Annotated in this window: 15 protein-coding genes and 2 pseudogenes; 8 read left to right on the top strand and 9 right to left on the bottom strand. The window is 72.7% G+C overall.

Annotated features, from left to right (window positions below):
* Positions 1-39: 39 nt before the first annotated feature.
* The 3 genes from SLINC_RS04740 to trpC all read left to right on the top strand — a co-directional run bounded on the left by SLINC_RS04740 (position 40) and on the right by trpC (position 3049).
* Entirely contained in the window at positions 40-705 is a 666-nt protein-coding gene (locus SLINC_RS04740; protein WP_067427191.1) for a haloacid dehalogenase type II, read from the top strand.
* A 50-nt stretch (positions 706-755) separates the two neighbouring features.
* Entirely contained in the window at positions 756-2039 is a 1284-nt protein-coding gene (locus SLINC_RS04735) for an NAD(P)/FAD-dependent oxidoreductase (RefSeq protein ID WP_067427188.1), read from the top strand.
* 224 nt (positions 2040-2263) lie between these two features.
* Complete coding sequence (gene trpC / locus SLINC_RS04730) at positions 2264-3049, top strand: indole-3-glycerol phosphate synthase TrpC (RefSeq protein WP_067427181.1); 786 nt, start codon at positions 2264-2266, stop codon at positions 3047-3049.
* A gap of 24 nt (positions 3050-3073) precedes the next feature.
* Here trpC and SLINC_RS04725 read toward each other — a convergent pair whose 3' ends face one another.
* Positions 3074-5500 (bottom strand): SpoIIE family protein phosphatase, encoded by a 2427-nt coding sequence (locus SLINC_RS04725; RefSeq protein ID WP_067444989.1) that lies wholly within the window; start codon positions 5498-5500, stop codon positions 3074-3076.
* Positions 5501-5779: 279 nt separating this feature from the next.
* Between SLINC_RS04725 and SLINC_RS04720 the strand changes: the two genes are divergently transcribed.
* Positions 5780-6499 (top strand): FadR/GntR family transcriptional regulator, encoded by a 720-nt coding sequence (locus SLINC_RS04720; RefSeq protein ID WP_067427178.1) that lies wholly within the window; start codon positions 5780-5782, stop codon positions 6497-6499.
* 109 nt (positions 6500-6608) lie between these two features.
* Here the strand turns inward: SLINC_RS04720 and SLINC_RS04715 are convergent, their stop codons facing one another.
* Positions 6609-7415 carry an NPP1 family protein gene (locus tag SLINC_RS04715; protein ID WP_067427176.1) on the bottom strand — a complete coding sequence of 269 codons (807 nt, stop codon included), beginning with the start codon at positions 7413-7415 and terminating at the stop codon, positions 6609-6611.
* Between SLINC_RS04715 and SLINC_RS04710 the strand changes: the two are divergent.
* Positions 7414-11127, top strand: a pseudogene (locus SLINC_RS04710) (nSTAND1 domain-containing NTPase); the annotation flags it as partial. The gene SLINC_RS04715 and the pseudogene SLINC_RS04710 overlap by 2 nt on opposite strands.
* A 263-nt stretch (positions 11128-11390) precedes the next feature.
* Here the strand turns inward: SLINC_RS04710 and SLINC_RS45680 are convergent.
* Positions 11391-12152 carry a haloacid dehalogenase type II gene (locus SLINC_RS45680; protein ID WP_079164407.1) on the bottom strand — a complete coding sequence of 254 codons (762 nt, stop codon included), beginning with the start codon at positions 12150-12152 and terminating at the stop codon, positions 11391-11393.
* Between the two features lie 41 nt (positions 12153-12193).
* Positions 12194-12766, bottom strand: coding sequence for a rhodanese-like domain-containing protein (locus SLINC_RS04705; RefSeq protein ID WP_067427170.1), 573 nt, complete (start codon positions 12764-12766; stop codon positions 12194-12196).
* Between the two features lie 73 nt (positions 12767-12839).
* On the opposite strand from SLINC_RS04705, the gene SLINC_RS04700 reads away from it, so the two are divergent.
* Positions 12840-13118 carry a metal-sensitive transcriptional regulator gene (locus tag SLINC_RS04700; RefSeq protein ID WP_067427167.1) on the top strand — a complete coding sequence of 93 codons (279 nt, stop codon included), beginning with the start codon at positions 12840-12842 and terminating at the stop codon, positions 13116-13118.
* Positions 13119-13149: 31 nt separating this feature from the next.
* Here the strand turns inward: SLINC_RS04700 and SLINC_RS04695 are convergent, their stop codons facing one another.
* The 3 genes from SLINC_RS04695 to SLINC_RS04685 all read right to left on the bottom strand — a co-directional run bounded on the left by SLINC_RS04695 (position 13150) and on the right by SLINC_RS04685 (position 15582).
* A complete protein-coding gene (locus SLINC_RS04695; RefSeq protein WP_067427163.1) occupies positions 13150-13893 on the bottom strand; it encodes a sulfite exporter TauE/SafE family protein in 744 nt (247 codons plus the stop codon).
* On the bottom strand, positions 13890-14102 hold the full coding sequence (locus tag SLINC_RS04690) for a hypothetical protein (RefSeq protein WP_067427159.1): 213 nt from the start codon (positions 14100-14102) through the stop codon (positions 13890-13892). The genes SLINC_RS04695 and SLINC_RS04690 overlap by 4 nt, the downstream gene beginning before the upstream one ends.
* A 79-nt stretch (positions 14103-14181) precedes the next feature.
* The gene (locus SLINC_RS04685; protein ID WP_067427156.1) at positions 14182-15582 is read right to left on the bottom strand and encodes an MBL fold metallo-hydrolase; all 1401 of its coding nucleotides are present in this window, start codon (positions 15580-15582) and stop codon (positions 14182-14184) included.
* A gap of 192 nt (positions 15583-15774) precedes the next feature.
* On the opposite strand from SLINC_RS04685, the gene SLINC_RS04680 reads away from it, so the two are divergent.
* Positions 15775-16347, top strand: coding sequence for a MarR family winged helix-turn-helix transcriptional regulator (locus SLINC_RS04680; protein ID WP_067427153.1), 573 nt, complete (start codon positions 15775-15777; stop codon positions 16345-16347).
* Between the two features lie 112 nt (positions 16348-16459).
* Here SLINC_RS04680 and SLINC_RS04675 read toward each other — a convergent pair whose 3' ends face one another.
* Positions 16460-16936 (bottom strand): winged helix-turn-helix transcriptional regulator, encoded by a 477-nt coding sequence (locus SLINC_RS04675; RefSeq protein ID WP_067427150.1) that lies wholly within the window; start codon positions 16934-16936, stop codon positions 16460-16462.
* Positions 16937-17065: 129 nt separating this feature from the next.
* Between SLINC_RS04675 and SLINC_RS04670 the strand changes: the two genes are divergently transcribed.
* Complete coding sequence (locus SLINC_RS04670) at positions 17066-18346, top strand: MFS transporter (RefSeq protein WP_079164406.1); 1281 nt, start codon at positions 17066-17068, stop codon at positions 18344-18346.
* On the opposite strand, the pseudogene SLINC_RS49180 reads toward SLINC_RS04670, so the two are convergent.
* Positions 18270-18449, bottom strand: a pseudogene (locus SLINC_RS49180) (hypothetical protein); the annotation flags it as partial. The gene SLINC_RS04670 and the pseudogene SLINC_RS49180 overlap by 77 nt on opposite strands.
* Positions 18450-18565 lie beyond the last annotated feature (116 nt).

Genomic DNA, 18565 nt, shown 5'->3' with positions numbered 1-18565 from the left:
CAACCCACTTGAGAAACACGCGAATCGAGGCTGAACACCATGCGAGAGATCGTCACCTTCGACGCCTACGGCACCCTGGTCGACTTCCAGCTCGGCCCCACCACCCTCAAGGTCCTGGCCGACCGGCTGGACCTGGACAACCTGGACGTCGACGAGTTCCTCGACGACTTCCGCGTCATGCGCTTCCAGGCCGTCCTGGAGGCGTACCGCCCCTACCACGAGATCCTGCACTCCAGCCTGCGGACGGCCATGCGCCTGCACGGCCTGGAGTACCGCACCTCCGACGGCGACGCCCTGGTCGAGGCCGTCCCCACCTTCGGTCCGTTCCCGGAGGTCCCGGAGGCCCTGCGCGCGTTGAAGACCAAGTACGAGATCGCCATCATCTCCAACACCGACGACGACCTGATCGCGCGCAATGTGGAGAACATCGGCGTCGAGTTCGACTACGTCATCACCGCCCAGCAGGCCGGCGCCTACAAGCCCGACCGCCAGACCTTCGAGCACGCCTACAAGACCATGGGCGTCGAGCCCTCGCAGGTCATCCACACCGCGCAGGGCTGGGAGTACGACCACATCCCGACCCGTGACCTCGGCCTGAAGCGCCGCGTGTGGATCAACCGCTTCGGCCACCCGGGCAGCGCCGACTACCAGCCCTACGACGAGCTGCCCGACCTGTCGGGCCTGCCGAAGCTGCTCGGCTGCTGACCACACGGCCACCCGGCGACACAGGACGAAGAACACAGAGGACGCACGCCATGAAGCAGATCCCCTACTGGCTCGACACCGCCCCCGCCCTGCCCGACCGGTCCGGAAAGGACCTGCCCGACGAGGCGGACGTGGTGGTCGTCGGCGGCGGCCTCACCGGCCTGTCCACCGCCTACCACGCCGCCCGCAAGGGCGCCCGGGTCGTCCTCGTCGAGAAGGACAAGGTCGGCTCGGGCGCCTCCGGCCGCAACGGCAGCATGTGCACCCAGGGCCTCACCATCGGTGTCGGCGAGGCCCGCAAGCGCTACGGCCAGGAGCGCGCCCGAGAGCTCTACGACTCCTTCCGCGAGGCGGTCGACGTCGTGGAGGAGCTGACACGCACCGAGAAGATCGACTGCGACTTCAACCGTGCGGGACGCCTCGGAGTCGCCTTCAAACCGCAGCACTTCGAGTCGATGAAGGCCACCCAGCGCGACCTGGCCGAGAACTTCGACCACGAGACCAAGCTCCTCACCCGCGCCGAGCTGAAGTCCGAGCTGGGCTCGGACTACTACCACGGCGCCCTCCTCGACCCGCTCAGCGCCGCCCTGCACGTGGGCAAGTACGTCCACGGCCTGGCCGAGGCAACCGAGCGGGCCGGCGCGGAGATCCACGAGCGGAACGCGGCCACCGGCCTCACCCGGCTGCCCGGCGGCGGGTTCGTGGTCGAGACCCTCAACGGCACGATCCGCGCCAAGCAGGTCATGGCCGCGACCGACGCCTACACCGACAAGGCGCTGCCGTCGTTCCGCAAGCGGCTCATCAACGTCGGCAGCTTCATCATCGTCACCGAGCCGCTCGGTGAGGCGCGCGCCAAGGAACTGATCCCCAACGCCCGCCTGGTGGTCGACTCCAAGAACATCGGCCACTACATCCGTCTCACCCCCGACAACCGCCTGGCCTTCGGCGGCCGGGCCCGCTTCGCGCCCTCCGACCCGGCCTCCGACGTCAAGAGCGGAGACATCCTCAAGCGGGAGATGACGGAGATCTTCCCGCAGCTCGCGGGAGTGCGGATCGACTACGTCTGGGGCGGCATGGTCGGCTTCTCCTGGGACCGTCTCCCGCACGCGGGCGAGGAGAACGGCCTGTACTACTCGATGGGCTACTGCGGCCACGGTGTCCAGATGGCCACCTACATGGGCCGGGCGGTCGCCGAGATGATGGACGGCAAGCCGGAGGCCAACCCACTGCGCGGCCTCGGCTTCCCCAAGGTCCCCGTCCCCTTCTACAACGGCACGCCCTGGTTCCTGCCGTTCGGCGGCGCCTACTACAAGATGAAGGACCGCTTGCGCTGAGGCGACGCCGAACGCGGTGACACCGTGGGGGCCTTCCGCGTGTGCGATGCGGGAAGGCCCCTGCCGTTTCCCGATCACGCCGCGCGTGCCACGGACCGGCGGCGGTCGATCCGCGCTTCCACGAGAAGTTCACTTGCCTCCCCGCGATGCCGCCTGATACGCACGCCATGATCGATATACGCACGCCGTGATCGATCCGAAGACGATGCGACAAGGAGTGGGCGATGAGCGTTCTGGACGGGATCCTCGCGGGAGTCCGTGAGGACCTGGAACAACGAAAGAGTGCGACGCCGTTGGCGGAGCTGCGCTCCCGGGCGGCGGACGCGGCACCCGCGCTCGACCCCCTGCCCGCGTTCCGGGCGCCAGGGGTGTCCATCATCGCCGAGGTGAAGCGGAAGAGCCCCAGCAAGGGCGCGCTGGCGGACATCCCCGACCCCGCGTCCCTCGCGGCCCAGTACGCGGCCGGCGGTGCCGCCGCGATCAGCGTGCTCACCGAGAGCAGGCGTTTCGGCGGCTCCCTCGCCGATCTGGACGCCGTACGCGCCCGGGTCGACGTGCCCGTCCTGCGCAAGGACTTCATCGTCGATCCCTACCAGCTGTGGGAAGCCCGCGCGCACGGTGCCGATCTGGCGCTTCTCATGGTCGTGTCGCTGGACGACAGCCAGCTCACCGACTTGATGGGCCTGTGCGGGGAGTTGGGGCTCACGCCGCTCGTGGAGGCGCACACGGCCGACGAAGTACGGCGTGCGGTGGCCGCCGGGGCCGACCTCCTCGGAATCAACGCGCGGGACCTGACGACGCTGGACGTCGATCGCGCGGTGTTCGCCGACCTGGTGACGGGCATCCCCGAAGGCACGGTCAGGGTCGCGGAATCAGGGGTGACGGGCCCGAAGGACGTGGCGGAGTACCGCGGTTGGGGAGCCGACGTGGTGCTGGTCGGCGAGGCCCTGGTCCGCTCGGGGGACCCGCGCGGCGCCGTGGGTGAGTTCATCGAGGCTGCGGGGGCGTGACGGCGTACAGGCTGGGGCCCGGACTCAGGAAGGGGGCTCGGGAAGGGTCTGCGCGCACCAGATCGTCTTGCCTTCGGTGGTGTGCCGGGTCCCCCACCCCTGGGTGAGCTGGGCGACGAGCAGCAGGCCCCGGCCGCCCTCGTCGTAGGCGCGCGCCCGGCGCAGGTGCGGGGCGGTGTTGCTGGCGTCGGACACCTCGCAGATCAGGGAGGTGTCGCGGATCAGCCGTAGCCTGATCGGGGGCTCGCCGTATCTGATGGCGTTGGTGACCAGCTCGCTGACCACCAGTTCGGTGACGAAGGACGCCTCCTCCAGGCCCCACGCGTCGACCTGTTCCACGGCGAACTTCCTGGCGCGCGGCACCTGCGAGGGGTCGGGTTCGACGTCCCAGTCGGCGACGTGCTGGGGATCCAGCGCCAGCGTGCGGGCGAGCAGCAGGGCGGCGTCGTCGGTGCGGCGTTCGGGGAGCATGGCGTCCAGCACCGTGTCGCACAGGCCTTCCAGCGAGCCGGCCGCATGGTTCAGGACCCGCGACAGTTCGGCGATCCCCTGGTCGACGTCGCGCTCGCGGCACTCCACCAGCCCGTCGGTGAAGAGGGCGAGCAGGCTGCCCTCGGGGAGCTCGACCTCGGTCGCCTCGAAGGGCAGCCCACCGATGCCGAGCGGTGGTCCCGGCTGTGCGGAGGTCGGGGTCCTGGTGCCGTCCGGGGAGATGATCAGCGGCAGCGGATGCCCCGCGCTCGCCAGCGCGAAGTGCCGGGAGACGGGGTCGTAGACGGTGTACAGGCAGGTGGCCCCGAACTCGCCGGCCGGCTGGAAGGCGTCGGCGGGCTGAAGGTCGTTCGACAGGTGGAGGACCAGGTCGTCCAGGTGGGTCAGCAACTCGTCCGGCGGCAGGTCCACGTCGGCCAGGGTGCGGACCGCCGTGCGCAGCCGGCCCATGCTGGCCGAGGCGTGCAGGCCGTGGCCGACGACATCCCCGACGACCAGGGCGACCCGGGCACCGGAGAGCGGGATGACGTCGAACCAGTCACCGCCCACCTCCGCGCCGGTCCCGGCGGGCAGATAGCGGGAGGCCACATCGAGGGCCTCCTGGCTCGGCAGCCGCTGCGGCAGCAGGCTGCGTTGCAGGGTCAGCGCGGTGGTGCGCTCGCGCGAGTACCGGCGGGCGTTGTCGATGGCGATGGCCGCCTTGGCGGTCAGCTCCTCGGCGAGGATCAGGTCGTCGGCGGTGAACGCCTCGGGCCGGTCACTGCGGGAGAACGCGACGACGCCCAGCAGCGCGCCGCGGGCCCGCAGGGGCACGGTGATCCGGCCGGTCAGCCCGTCCGCGGCGATGGAGGGGTCGATCGACGGGTTGCCCGGCGGCCAGTGGGCCGGGTCGGCGGCGAGCCCCGGCCCGAAGGCCCACTCGCCGCCCTGATGGGGTTCGGCGGCGAGCTGCACCGTGGACCGGCCGGTGGCCAGGCAGCGGGCGGCGACGGAACCGGCCACGTGGTCGACCGGCGTCGGGTGCCGCGGATCCCGGTCGGTGTCGTCCTGCGCGCTGTGCCCGGCGGCCCGGCTGAGCGTGACGGTCTCGCCGGGGGCGAACGTGGGCGGGGAGGGCGGTTCCTCTCCGCGCAGCACTTCGTCGAAGAGATCCACGGTGACGAGGTCGGCGAATCCCGGCACCGAGGTTCCGGCCAGCTCCCGGGCGGTGCCGAGCACGTCGAGCGTCCGGCCGATTCCGACACCGGCCTCGTTGAGGATGAGCAGTCGCTGCCGGGCCCAGTACTCGGCGCTCATGTCGAATCCCCAGTTGGCGACCGCGCGGACCCTGCCCTCGGCATCCCGGACGGGCCACATGCTGGTGGCCCAGGCGTTGGCGTAATCGCTGCCGAGCGGGCGGAAGACGGTGATGAGACGCGCGGGCTCACCGGTCCTGGCCACCTCGGCGAGCTGGTTGGTGTACGCCTTGTCGTCCAGTTCGGGGAACAGCTCGCGGTACTTCTCGCCGAGCACCTGTTCCTCGGAGTGCGCCATCACCCGGCACGCGGAGGCGTTGACCCAGAGAAACCGCAGCTCAGGGTCGTAGACGCCGAGGGCGAAGGGGCACTGCTCGAAGGCCAGGTCGGCGATCACCGGGCGGCGTTCCCAGCGGTGGACGGTGACCGCGTGGCCCAGGGCCCGGCCGTCGGCGCCGAACAGCGGGTGAGCCGACACCAGGGCGTCCAGCGTGGAGCCGTTCCGGTGGCGCAGCGGAACGAGCCTCGTGCTGTCGGGGCCGCTGTCGTGGCTCTCGGGGAAGCCGGGGGGCGGGGGAGCGGCCAGCAGGTCGGTCAGGGGCCGCCCGACGGCGTCCTCCACGGTCCAGCCCAGCAGCAGACGCCCGCTCTCGCTCCAGCCGCTCACCACGCCGTCCGGGTCCACCACAAGGGCGGCGGCGGGGGCGTCCTGCCTGCCGGACATGTCCACGCGCGGTGCCTCCGTCCGGACAGCCGTGCCCGTCACGGCTGGTTTCCAGCGACACCATCCAGCCTAGGTCCGCTTCCGCTCCACGGCCCCTCGGCCGGACCAGTACCCGTCGAAGTATCATCACGTCACCCTCGGCATGCTGACTCGGGAACAGGTCGTGCGAATCGTGGAACTGCAACGTCGGCGCATCCCGAACGGGCTGTGCGCCGGTCTCCGTGCTCGGGGGCTGATCGGGCCGGACGTGCTGGTGGGACATGGTGAGGGGGATGAGCGGTGTCTTTGACGGACAAGGCCATCGATGACATCCGTGAGCTGATCCGGACCGGCGCTCTGCCTCCGGGGTCGAAACTGCCGCCGGAGCCGGACCTGGCCGCGCAGCTGGGGCTGTCCCGCAACCTCGCCCGGGAAGCGGTCAAGGCGTTGGCCGTCGCGCGGGTGCTGGAGGTGCGGCGGGGCGACGGCACGTATGTGACCAGCCTCCAGCCGAGCCTGCTCCTGGAGGGGCTGGGCGGCGCGGTGGAGCTGTTGCAGGGGGACGCGATCGCCCTGCGGGACCTGATGGAGGTGCGGCGGCTGTTGGAACCGATGGCCACGGCGCTTGCCGCGACCCGGATCTCGGACGCCGAACTGGCCGAGGTGGAACGGCACTTGGACGCCATGCGCGAGGCCCGTGACGATGTGGAGCAGCTGAACGCCCACGATGTGGCCTTCCACCGTGCCGTCGTCCTGGCCACCGGCAACGAGACGCTCCTGGCGCTCCTGGAGGGCATCTCCGGGCGCACGCTGCGTGCCCGCATCTGGCGTGGTCTGGTCGACGACAAGGCCGCGGGCCGCACCCTCGCCGAGCACGAGGCGATCTTCAACGCGCTGTCCACCCGTGACGCCGCCCTCAGTCAGGCCGCCGCGCTGCTGCACGTCAGCAACACCGAGCAGTGGCTGAGGGAACACCTGCGTTCGAGTGAGGCCCTCCCCTTCGGGACGCCTACGGGGTGACCGGACGAGGCGACGCCCTCGGAGCCGGCGATCGCGCTCCGGCGCCATGCCATCACGACCGCCGCCGGGGGAGTGACCGGCGGCGGTCGTAGTCCGTGGGGAGGGTGGGTCAGCCGCTGCCGCGGGGGTCGAAGGGGATCCCGGAGGGCTTGGCGCGCTCCAGCTCGACCTCGAACCTGCCGTCCTTCAGGGGGAAGTTGGCGTTGCCCCAGGAGGCGCCGTTCAGCCTGGCCTGGAGGTCGAGGTCGTCCCTGCCGCGGGGGAAGCTGTTCCAGCTGACCAGGCCCGGCTGGTCCCAGCCGCCGTCGCCCCAGGCCTCCGGGCGCTCGCCGTCCTTGGCGAAGCGCATGGAGTGGGTGCCGGCGCCCTCCTTGTGGTAGACGCACTTGAGGCGGACCCCGTCCCTCGGGACCGAGGTGAACGTCCGGGTCGTGTACTGGCCGTGCGCGGAGACGGAGGCGTAGGAGGGCTGGGGATCGCCCTGCCGCACCCAGGCGACGCAGGCCTCCCAGTCGTGGCGGTGTCCGCCGACGACGTTGCCGGGCGCGTTCTGGTCCTTCTCGAAGTAGAGCGTGTAGATGATCCCGCACCAGCCGTTGTTGCACTTGACGCGCGAGTAGGTGTTGGCCTTGCCGAGGTGGTCGGTACGGCATCCGCCGGTCACCGAACCGGTGTCCTGGAGACCGCCGTTGAGGGTGCCGTTCCAGTCGATGGCGGTCGCCGGGAAGCAACTGTCGCTGTCGTAGTCGAAGTAGGGCCGGAACGTCTTCTGGAACGACGTGGTGCTCTCGCCCAGCGGCGTCAGAACGCCGGCCGACGCACTGGTGGGAAGCGCGACGACGAGGGCGGCCGCGCTGAGCGCGACGAGCGCGGCCCTGCCGGGACGGGGAGTCCTTCGCTTCGGTTTCTGGGGCATGGGGGGTGCTCCGGGGGCTCGGTGTGCCGGGAGATCCGGCAGTGCACTTCCGAGGCTGGACAGGCGGGAGTTGAAAGGCACGTCCTACGATCAGAGCGTTCAACTCGCGCGAGCCGGTGGAGTTGTGCGGCGGCATGTCATGCCACGGCCATCAACGCCACATCTCGTGCGGAAAGGGTTTCCACAGCCCGGCCCCGGCCGGCCGGACCGCACCTTGTCCTCATGTACGGCAGGTACGGCACGAATGCGCGCGGAAGTGGGTGGGAGCGTGGGGCGTCCGGAACGACCCCTGGACCCGGAGGCCGGACCCGTACAGCGGTTCGCCCATGATCTCCGCGAGTTGCGGAAGACCGCGGGCACTCCGGCGTACCGGATCATGTCCGAGTCGGCGGGGTTCTCCGCCACCACCCTGTCCGAGGCGGCGCGAGGCGAACGGCTGCCGTCCCTGGCCGTGGTCCAGGGCTATGTACGGGCGTGCGGCGCCGACCCGGCGGGGTGGGAACGGCGTTGGAAGGAGGCCGAGTCCGCGGCGGCGACGCGCGCGGACACCGAGGACGCCGTGCCGCCGTACCGCGGCCTCGCTCGGTTCGAGGGGGACGACCACGCGCTGTTCTTCGGACGGGACCGACTTGCGGAAGAACTCCTGGAGCTGGTGCGCGGACACCGCTTCGCCGTGCTGTTCGGGGCGTCGGGCAGCGGCAAGTCCTCGTTGCTGCGGGCGGGGCTGCTCCCACGGCTGCGGGAGGAGACAGCACGGCAGGACTGCCCGGCGGCGCTGCGGGTGTTCACCCCCGGGGCCCGGCCCGCCGCGACCCACCGGCATCTGCTGGCACCGCGGCGCGGCGAGCCGGAGAGCTGGGTCGTGGTGGACCAGTTCGAGGAGGTCTTCACACTGTGCCGCAGCCGGGCCGAGCGCACCCGTTTCCTCGACCTGCTGCTGGCGGCCCGGGAACCGGACAGCCGGCTGCGGGTGCTGATCGCGGTACGGGCGGACTTCTACGCCCGCTGCGCCGAACACCGGGGCCTCGCCACCGTGTTGTCCGGGGCGAGTCTGCTGGTCGGCCCGATGACGGCGGACGAACTGCGCGAGACGGTCGTCAGGCCCGCGCAGGCGGCCGGACTGCTCGTCGAACGGGAGCTGACGGCACGGATCGTCGAGGAGGTCCTCGGCGAGCCGGGCGCGCTGCCGATGCTGTCGCACGCGCTGCTGGAGACCTGGCGGCGACGCAAGGGGCGCCTGCTGACGGTGGCCGCCTACGAGACGGTGGGCGGCGTGCGCGGCGCCATAGCGGCGAGCGCGGAGGAGGCCTACGGCAGGCTGGACGCGGCGCAGGCCCGCGCCGCCCGGCAGTTGCTGCTGCGGATGGTGGAGCCCGGCCGGGTCACCGTCGACACCCGGCGTCCCCTCACCCGGGCCGAACTGGACGAGTGGGCCGATCCCGCGGTGCGCGCGGTGGTGGAACACCTGGCCGAGGCGCGGCTGCTCACCGTGGACGAGGACGGCGTCCAGCTCGCCCACGAGGCCCTGATCACCTCCTGGCCCCGGCTGCGCGGCTGGATCGAGGAGGACCGCGACCGGCTGCGCCGCCGTCGGCAGGTGGCCGAGGCCGCGCGCGTCTGGCTGGAGCACGACCGAGACCCCGGAGCGCTGTGGCGCGGCGCCCGACTGGACGCCGCCCAGGAACTCCTCACCGGCGACGCCGGTCTGACGGCCCAGGAGCAGGCCTTCCTGCGGGAGGCGCTGGAGGTCCGGGAGGCGGAACGAAGGGCCGCGGCCCACGCCACCCGCAGGGCACGGGTCCTCACCGTCGCGCTCTCGGGCGTGCTGGCCGTGGCGTCGGTGGTGGGCCTGGTCGCCTGGCAACAGCACACCGACAACCAACGGCAGCGCACGGACACCGCCGCCCGCCGGGTCGCCGCGGTCGCCGACGCCATGCGGACGACCGATCCGCGGACCGCGCAACTGCTCGGTGTCGCCGCCTGGCGGATCTCGCCGCTGCCCGAGTCGCGCCGGGCGCTGCTCGGGGCGCTGGCCCAGCCCGAACTGGACACGTTCACCGACCCGGCGGTGGGGGAGGGGCACCGGCGTTTCCTCGTCGACTCCGGCCGCACGCTGCTCAGCACCGATGGCCGGACCTGGCACAGCTGGGACGTGGCGGCACACCGCGACACCGGTTCGGGCCGGCTGCCGCGGGGCCGGGTGGTCGCCGTGGGACCGGACGCCCGCGTGCTCGCTCTCGCCGGGGGAGCGGGCATCAGGCTGTGGGACAGGGCCGACGGCCACTGGAGGGGAGCCGCACATCCGGGTGCGTCGGGCGTGACGGTGACCGGACGGGGCGGCTATGTGCTGCGCGGTGCGGGCGACGGCCGGGTGGGCGTCATCTCCGCCGTGGACGGCACGACCCTCTTCGAGACCCGCTCCGACGGCACGGCGGGTGTGACGGCGAGCGCGGACGGCCGGCTGGTGGCCGTCTGTCCCTCCGGCCGTGCGCCGCGGGTCTGGGACACCGCGCGACGGCGTCCCGTGCCCGGCCCCTGGGAGCGGGCCGGCGGCGACTGCCGCACCCTCGTCCTCGGGGACGACCGGCTCGCGCTCCTGTCGTCGAAGGGCGTACGGATCTGGGAGACCTCGACCGGGGACGAACTCGCCGAAGTCGATCACCCCGGTGCCCGGTACGCCGCTTTCAGCCGGGCCGAGGACGGTGCCTTCCTCGCCACCGCCGACGGTGAGGAGATCAGGGTCTGGCGACTGTCGGCCCCCGGAAGCCCGGCGTTCCGGCACCCCCTGAACAACCAGCAGCTGTACGGCGGTCTTGCCTGGGACCCGTACCGGCCGGTCCTGCGTTACCTCGAAGGCAGCACCGTCCACTCCCTCGACCTCGCCGGAGCGGTCACCTCCGCCTGGCGCGAACGGCCCGTGGACGGACTCCTGCTCAGCCCGGACGGTCGTATGCTCGCCACCGCCCAGCGCTTCGGCACCACCTACCGCTTCCAGCTCCGCGACACCCGCGACGAACTCCCGCCGATCCCGCTGCCGCCCCCGCCGCTGCCCGTCGCCCGGGACCCCGAGCGGCCCGTCCCCGCGCATCGCACCCTGCCGGTGATGGCGTTCAGCCCCGACGGCACCAGCTTCGCGTACGGTGTCTCGGCCCCCGGGCGACAGACGTCGCCCCAACACCTCACCGTCTGGGACATGGAGCGTCTGCGCGTCCGCTCCACGCTGGATCCGGCCACGTCCGGGTCCGGCGCAGCCGTCGTGGGCATGGCGCTCGGCCCTGACGGCCGCACCCTCTACACCACCCGCAGGCTCGGCAGCGGCGCGTTCGTCAACGAGGCGTGGGACACCGAGCGGCGCCGCCGCACCGCCGTGCTCACCGGCCTGGCCAGCGGCCATCTGGCCGTGCATCCCGACGGCCGCCTCCTGGTCGGCGACAACCGGCTCGTGCGACCGCCCGCCACGGCCACCACGGAACGCGACCTCGTGCAGGGCGACCGGATCGGCGCCCTGGCCTTCGGGCCCGACGGCTCACGTCTGGCGGCAGGTGACCGGACCGGCCGGGTCGCCCTGTGGGACGGGGCGCTCGGCCACCGCACGGGCGTGCTGCGGAACATCTTCCCCGCGCCGATCGGCGCCACCCCGGAGGCCGTGAGCGCCCTCGCGGTCAGCCCGGACGGCCAGACGCTCGCCGTCGCCGGCACCGCGGGCACCCTCCAGCTCTGGGACACGGCCACCCAGCAGCCCCTGGGCAGCCCGCTGCCCACCTCCGGCGAGGAACTGCGCACCCTCGCCTTCAGCCCGGACAGCGGCACCCTGTACGCGGGCAGCGCCCATGTCCCGCTCCAGCGGTACACCATCGACCCGTCCTGGGCGGTCCTCAGGGTCTGCGCCCGGGCGGGCGCCGGAACCGACGAGGCACGCCCCGCGGGCGCGGGACTCGACGAGGCGCGGTGGCGGACCTACGTACCCGACGCGCCCTACCGGCGGATCTGCGACCGGTCCGACCCCGTGCCCGAGCCCGACGCGGACCCCACCGCTTCGTCCGGGGGGCTCGCCGTCAGCGCGGTGACCAGGTCGTCCAGTGTGCCGAATCGCCGGTCGAAGGCGTCGGAGCTCGTCGGCGGATCCGCGTCCGGCCGTCGCACGTAGGCGGTCCGCATGCCCTGCGCCCGGGCTCCGCGCAGGTCCCAGGCGTGGGCGGCCACCATGAGCACGCGGTCCGGTGGACATCCGACGCTGTCCACGGCGAGCCGGTAGACCTCCGGCGCGGGCTTGTAGGCCCGGACGGCCTCGGCGGACAGGGCCTGGTGCCAGCGCAGCCCGGCGTGTGCGGCCAGCCGCAGCAGCGCGGTGCGGCTGGCGTTGGAGAGCCCGGCCACGGGCAGTCGCCGCGCGAGCCGCTCCAGCGCGGCGACGGAGTCGTCCCAGGCGGGCAGCCGCTGCCCCGCCGTGGCCAGCCGCGCCACGGTCGCGCTGTCGGTGAGTCCGGCGTGGTCGGCCACGCGGTGTGCGGCCTCCGCGTCGAGGACCTCGGTGGTGACGTACGGGCGGGTTCCCTCTCCGATGCGTTCCTGCTCGCGCTCGATGTGGCGTCGCCACAAGGCGAGCAACTCCTCGACATGGGCGTCGTCGGCCGCGGGCACCGCCTCGCGGAGCGCCGCGCGCAGGCCGCCGGGTTCGTCGACCAGGGTGCCGAGGACGTCGAGGACGACGACCTCGATGTCATCGATCCGGGTCATGCGCCCTCCCATTCGTCACCGGTCAAGGTGGTAACGGTATGTCAGGCGGCCACGCGCCGCAACGTCTCCTCGAAGGAAACGGCGTCCCTCGGCGGGCGGTTGTGGGGGAGCCTGCCCAACAGGACCGCCATCCCGCAGGTGTTGGTCGTGGCGGAGAAGACCAGGCCCGCACCGATCAGCCCGGAGAGCCAGTGGGCGGGCGGCCAGGCCAGACCCGCGACAAAACCGACGGCCACGAGGAATCCGGCGGTCAGGCGGACCTGGCGTTCCATCGGCCAGGGGCTGCGGGCGCCGGCCGGACGCCGCACGGGGTGGCCCGCCGCCGTCCACGCGGTGGTGCCGCCCTCCAGGGTGGCCGCCTCGATCCCCAGGTCCTTCAGCTGCTCGCAGGCGCGGCCGGACCGGGCTCCCGAGGCGCATACGACCAGCAAGGGCCCGCGTGCGGCGGCCGATCGGAGGGAGGGCGAGGCTTCCTCGACGCGGTCGAGCGGGATGTTGTGGGCGCCGGGGACATGGCCGCTCGCGTACTCGCCGGGAGTGCGGACGTCCACGACGGTGAAGTCGTCGATTCGGCCGTGCACCTCGGCTGGGGTCAGGGCGAGGGGGGTCGTCATGGAACAGAACCTTTCGATGGGGTGTTGTGCCCCACGGGTAAGATACCCACGGGGGTATGAAAGAGGAGGAAGTGTGCAACTCGACATGTCGGCCGAGGAGCTGAAGTCCGCGCTGAACCGGCTGCGGCGCGCCCAGGGCCAGCTCGCGGGCGTGATCCGGATGATCGAGGAGGGCCGGGACTGCGAGGACGTCGTCACCCAGCTCGCGGCGGTGTCCAAGGCGCTGGACCGGGCCGGCTTCTCGATCATCGCGACCGGGCTGGAGCAGTGCATGACCAGCGAGGACCCCGAGGTGCGGGACTCCGCGCAGATGCGGGCCCGGCTGGAGAAGCTCTTCCTGTCCCTGGCCTGAGCCGAGCTGCCGGGCCGCACTCGCACGCCGTTCATCGCGCGGCCGTCACGCCCATGGCCAAGGCGACCGTCAGCAGGACGGTGCCGAAGACCCGCTGGAGCGTCCCGACGGCGACCTTGGCCGCCAGCCGTCGGCCGTCCCAGGCGCCGAGGACGGCCGTGGCGAGGAAGGGTGAGATCAGGGACCAGTCCAGGTGCACGGCCGCGTGGGCGCGGGCGCCGAGGGCCACCAGGGTGTTGGCGACGATGACCAGCAGACTGGTGCCCACCGCGTCGCTCATCGGCACGGCCAGCACACCCACGAGCGCGGGTACGGCGAGGAAGCCGCCGCCGACCCCGAGGAACCCGGTCACCGTACCCAGGCCCGCCCCGGCGCCCAGCGCCCGCACACCCGCCACTTTCCCGTCCCCGCGCGGAGTGCGGCCGCGCAGCATGTGCAGGCCGGCCGCGAGGGCCAGGGCCGCGAACATCAGGATCAGCACGGTCTGCGGGACATGGGAGGACAGGGCGCCGGCCGCGGCCGCGGGAAGCAGACCGGCCGCCGCGAACAGCAGCCCGGCCCGCCACCGCACCGCACCCGCGCGGGCATGGGCCAGCAGAGCGGTGACCGAGGTGACGATCACGACGACCAGGCTCGCGGTGGTGGCCGCCGCCGGGGTGAAGCCGAGCAGATAGATCAGGGCCGGAACGGTCAGGATGCTGCCACCGGCCCCCAGGGCGCCGAGAGCCAGACCGACCACGGCCCCCGCGAGCAGGGCCAGGACGAACGCCGTCATACGACGGTCCCGGCAGCCCCGCGCGCATCCTCGACCGGCAGCCCCCGAGCGGCCCGGTCACGTATCCCGCCCCTGACGTCGGAGAGCGGGATGACGGCTTGTCGCGAGCGGTTGTCCGAGCGGCGGATCAGCACCGGCTCACGCCCGGGGAGCATGTGGTGGGCCTGCCGGGCGGGCCTGCGGCCGGAGCCGCGTCGGGAGAAGACCATGGGTGTGTTTCCTCGGGTGCGCGACGACGGGTTCGCGACGGGGTGCGGTGGTGGGGGCTTGGCGGTGCTGTCGCGCGGGTCAGGTGGCGGGTCGGGCATGGGCGGGGACGACGAGCGGCAGACCCGCCTCGGCCGCCGCGGCGAAGCCGTCGTCGACGGCCACCACGTCCCGGCCCGCCGCGTCCAGCACGGACGCGGCGATCGCCGCGCGCATCCCGCCCGCGCAGTGCACCCACACCCGGCCGGCGGGCACCTCCGCCAGACGGTGGCGGACCTGGTGGACGGGCAGATGGACACTGCCGGCGATCCAGCCGCCCGCGCGCTCGCCGTCCCGGCGCACGTCGAGCACCACCACGCCCTCACCGTGCTCGCGTGCGGCGGCCAGAGCGGCGAACGTGGCCCGCGGGAACGACACCGGCGCCGACCCGCCGGTGATCCAGTCGGCGGGGGAGCCGACCGCCGCGGCGGCCGGACGGTCGACGCCGACGCGGGTCAGTTCCCGCTGGGCGCGGGCGATGTCCTCGGCGCTCTCGGCGAGCAGGGTCACCGGCCGTCCCCACGGGATCATCCAGGCCAGGTGGGTCGCGAGCTGCCCGTCGACCTCGAAGTTGAAGGTGCCGGCCACATGTCCGGCGGCGAACGCCACCCGGCTGCGCAGATCCACCACCCACTCCCCGGCCGCGAGTCGCCGCGCGATCTCCGCCGCGTCCGCGCGGCGGGGCGCGGTGAGATCCACGGGCGCCGGGCCGCCCGCGTTGGCCGGACCCATGTGCGCGTAGTACGCGGGGACGTCGTCCAGGCCGGCCAGCAGCTCCGCGACGAACGTGTCCACGTCCTGTACGAGCACCGGATTGGACGCCTTCTCCGCGCCGATCGTGGTGTGCGCGTCCCCGGCCCGCGAACCGGGGACGCGCGAGGAGGAACAGAAGCTGCCGAAGCCGTGCGTCGGCAGCACGGCCACTTCGTCGTCCAGGTCCGCCGCCAGCCGGTGCGCGGAGGCGTGCTGGGCGCGGGCCAGTCGCTCGGTCAGCCGCGGTTCGACGAGATCCGGCCGGCCCACGCCGCCGATCAGCAGCGAACCGCCGGTGAAGGCGGCCACCGCCCGCCCCGACTCCTCCAGCACATAGGACATGTGATGCGGGGTGTGCCCCGGAGTGGCCACCGCCCGCAGCACCAGGTTGTCGTCGACCGGCTCCACGTCCCCGTCGGCCACCGCCACCCTCGTGTACGCCACCTCCGCCCCGGTCGGCACCAGATAGCGCGCGCCGGTCAGCCGGGCCAGCTCCAGGCCGCCGCTGACGTAGTCGTTGTGGACGTGCGTCTCGGCGACGGCCACGATCCGCACCTCCCGCCGCGCCGCCTCGCCGATCACGCGGTCGATGTCCCGCGGCGGATCCACGACCACCGCCGCGCGGCTGCCGCCCGCCAGATAGCTGCGGTTGCCCAGCCCTTCGGTCTCCAGGACCTCGACAAAGAACACGGCCACTCTCCTTCGCGGAAATTACCCCCCGGGGTATCTGCTGACCACCGTAACAGATATACCCAGGGGGGTATTGTGCAGAGCGTGACCGTAGATAAGAGGCACGAGGAACGCGGTCCGGGGCTCCGTACAATTTGGATGCGAACGACATCTGAGATCCGATGCGCCTCACAGGCGCGAAGGAGTGTGCCCGTGCCCGGCCAACGATCCATCACGCAAGCCGAGAAGCTGGCGGAGGCCAAGCTCGGCGGTATCCCCGTCCGCCACGAGCAGATGGCCGTCGTCGCCAACATCTACCGCGCCGCCTCGGCGGTACGGCAGCACCTGGAGAACTCCGTGCTGCGCGGCGCGGACCTGACCTGGACGGCGTTCGTCGTCCTGTGGGTGGTCTGGATCTGGGGCGAGTCGGAGACCCGGCACGTGGCGGAGGAGGCGGGTATCTCCAAGGGCACGCTCACCGGCGTCTCGCGGACGCTGGAGAAGCGCGGACTGATCAGGCGGGCCGGTCACCCCACCGACGGCAGGCTGGTACTGCTCAGCCTGACCGAGGAGGGCGAGGAGCTGATGCGGCGGATTTTCCCCGCCTTCAACGACGAGGAGGCCTTCGTCGCCGCACGGCTCGACGACGAGGAGTGCCGCACCGTCGCGGAGGGCCTGCGGCGCGTCGTACTCCAGGTCGAGGAGCACGGCGAGGAACGCCGCCTCACCCTCCTCGACGGCGCACCCCCGGCACCCCGCCGGAGCGGGCGCCGGGCCCAGGCCTGAACGCCGGGCGGCATGCGTCAGGGCGTGAGCGCGAGGTGTGACTGAGGCAAGTCCTTTGCGTCACAGGCGAGTTGAGTGATCAGGTCATCGTTCTGCGGGTCCCGCCCGCCGCCTACGGGCTCTCCGTCAGCGCTCCGTCCGGCTGGTGCACCTTCTCCACGACGGTGTCCTGCGGTCCCACCAGTCGCCCGTCCGCCGCCCGGGTCTCCAGGCGGCGCAACGGGCGGCCGGACCGGCGGTCCAGCAGGCGGGAGTGCTCCTCGCCGGGGGTGAAGCACTGCTCCTCGCCCCACTGGCGCAGGGCGACGATCACCGGGAACAAGGCGCGGCCCCGGTCCGTGAGGAGGTACTCGCGGTGGGATCCGCCGTCCGGCGCGGGTACGCCGTGCAGTACCCCCGCTTCCTCCAGCGCGCGCAGCCGCGCCGCCAGGATGTTCTTGGCGATCCCGAGGCTGCGGTGGAACTCGCCGAAGCGGCGGCTGCCGTCGAAGGCGTCCCGCACGATCAGCAGCGACCACCAGTCACCGATGGCGTTCACCGACCGCGCGACCGGGCAGGGGTCGGCGTCGAAACGAGTGCGAGCGACCATCCAGGGCTCCCTTCCTCCACCTCCCCGGGCCTTCCCGGGAGTGGCTGCGACAAGAGTGGTTGCAACATGCTACCGCGCACGGCTACCGTCACGCCGGTAGCAAAATGCAACCAAGTGGAAGGTGGCTGTATGGCGACCCAGTGCTCCACCACGGCGGGCGGACGTGGCGGAACCGGCGGCGAGAACCTGCCTGCCGCGCCCTGCCGGGTGTCGGACGCGTCGCCGCCCGACCGGCTCGTGCCGCTGCTGGCCCTCGCCTGCGGCAGCTCCGTCGCCACCGTCTACTTCGCCCAGCCGCTGCTGGTGACGCTCGGGGAACGGTTCGCGCTCGGTCCGGGGATGCTCGGCGCGATGGTCACCGTGACGCAACTCGGCTATGCGGCCGGCCTGTTGCTGCTCGTGCCGCTCGGTGACCTGGTCGACCGGCGACGGCTGGTCACCGGCCAGCTCGGACTGCTGGCGCTCGCGTTGCTGGCCGCCGGGCTGGCGCCGGGCGCGGCCGCGCTGCTCGGTGCTCTCGCCGGGGTCGGACTGCTCGCCGTCGTCGCCCAGACCATGGTCGCGGCGGCCGCCGCCCTGACCCCTCCCGCCCGGCGCGGCCGTGCCGTCGGCACGGTCACCGGCGGCATCGTCACCGGCATCCTGCTGGCTCGGGCCGCCGCCGGCGCCCTCGCCGATCTCGCCGGCTGGCGGGCGGTCTACCTGGCGTCCGCGGGTGTCACCGTCGTCCTGGCGGTGCTGGTGCGTCGTGTGCTGCCCCCGGGCACGGCCGCCGCGGGAACGCCCGGGATGTCGTACGGATGGCTGGTGGCCTCGACCGTCACCCTGTTCGTCCGTCACCCGCTGCTGCGGATCCGGGGGGCGCTCGCCCTGCTGGTGTTCGCGGCGTTCAGCACGCTGTGGAGCGCGGTGGCGCAGCCGTTGAGCGGTCCGCCGTGGTCACTGTCGCACACCGCGATCGGCGCGTTCGGGCTCGCCGGGGCGGCCGGTGCCGTCGCCGCCCGGGCGGCCGGGCGCTGGAACGACCGGGGGCTCGCCCAGCGCACGACCGGCGTCGGCCTCGCCCTGCTGGCGCTCTCCTGGCTTCCGATCGGCCTGACCGGACGGTCGCTCTGGGCGCTGGCCGTCGGCGCCGTCCTGCTGGACTTCGCCGTGCAGGCCGTGCATGTCACCAATCAGACACTGATCCACGCCGTGCGGCCCGACGCGGGCAGCAGGATCATCGGCGGCTACATGGTCTTCTACTCGGCAGGCAGCGGCCTCGGCGCCCTCGGCGCCTCCCTCGCCTACGCCACGGCAGGCTGGCCGGCCGTGACGGTTCTCGGCACGTCGTTCAGCCTCGCCGCCCTGCTGCTGTGGGCCGCGACCCGCCGAACACGGCCCGCGGGTGATGGTCCAGGGCCACTCTGACCAGGGCGTCGAAGAGTCTCTGCTGGGCCGGGTCCTCGGGGTGCCACTGGACGGGGGTGAACCAGCCGGGGGCGGTGGGGAGTTCGAGGCCCCGAGCTGATCCCGCGCCTCACCGGCATCCGCCTCGTCGGTGACGTGCCGCGGGTGCGGTCCAACTTCGTCAACGGCATCAAGAAGCCGCCGGTCGAGGTGACCCTGGCCTGACGGCGGCCGCCCCTC

It is taken from the genome of Streptomyces lincolnensis (genome assembly GCF_001685355.1).
Classification (GTDB): Bacteria; Actinomycetota; Actinomycetes; order Streptomycetales; family Streptomycetaceae; genus Streptomyces; species Streptomyces lincolnensis.
This window is presented reverse-complemented; position numbering and strand designations above follow the sequence as displayed.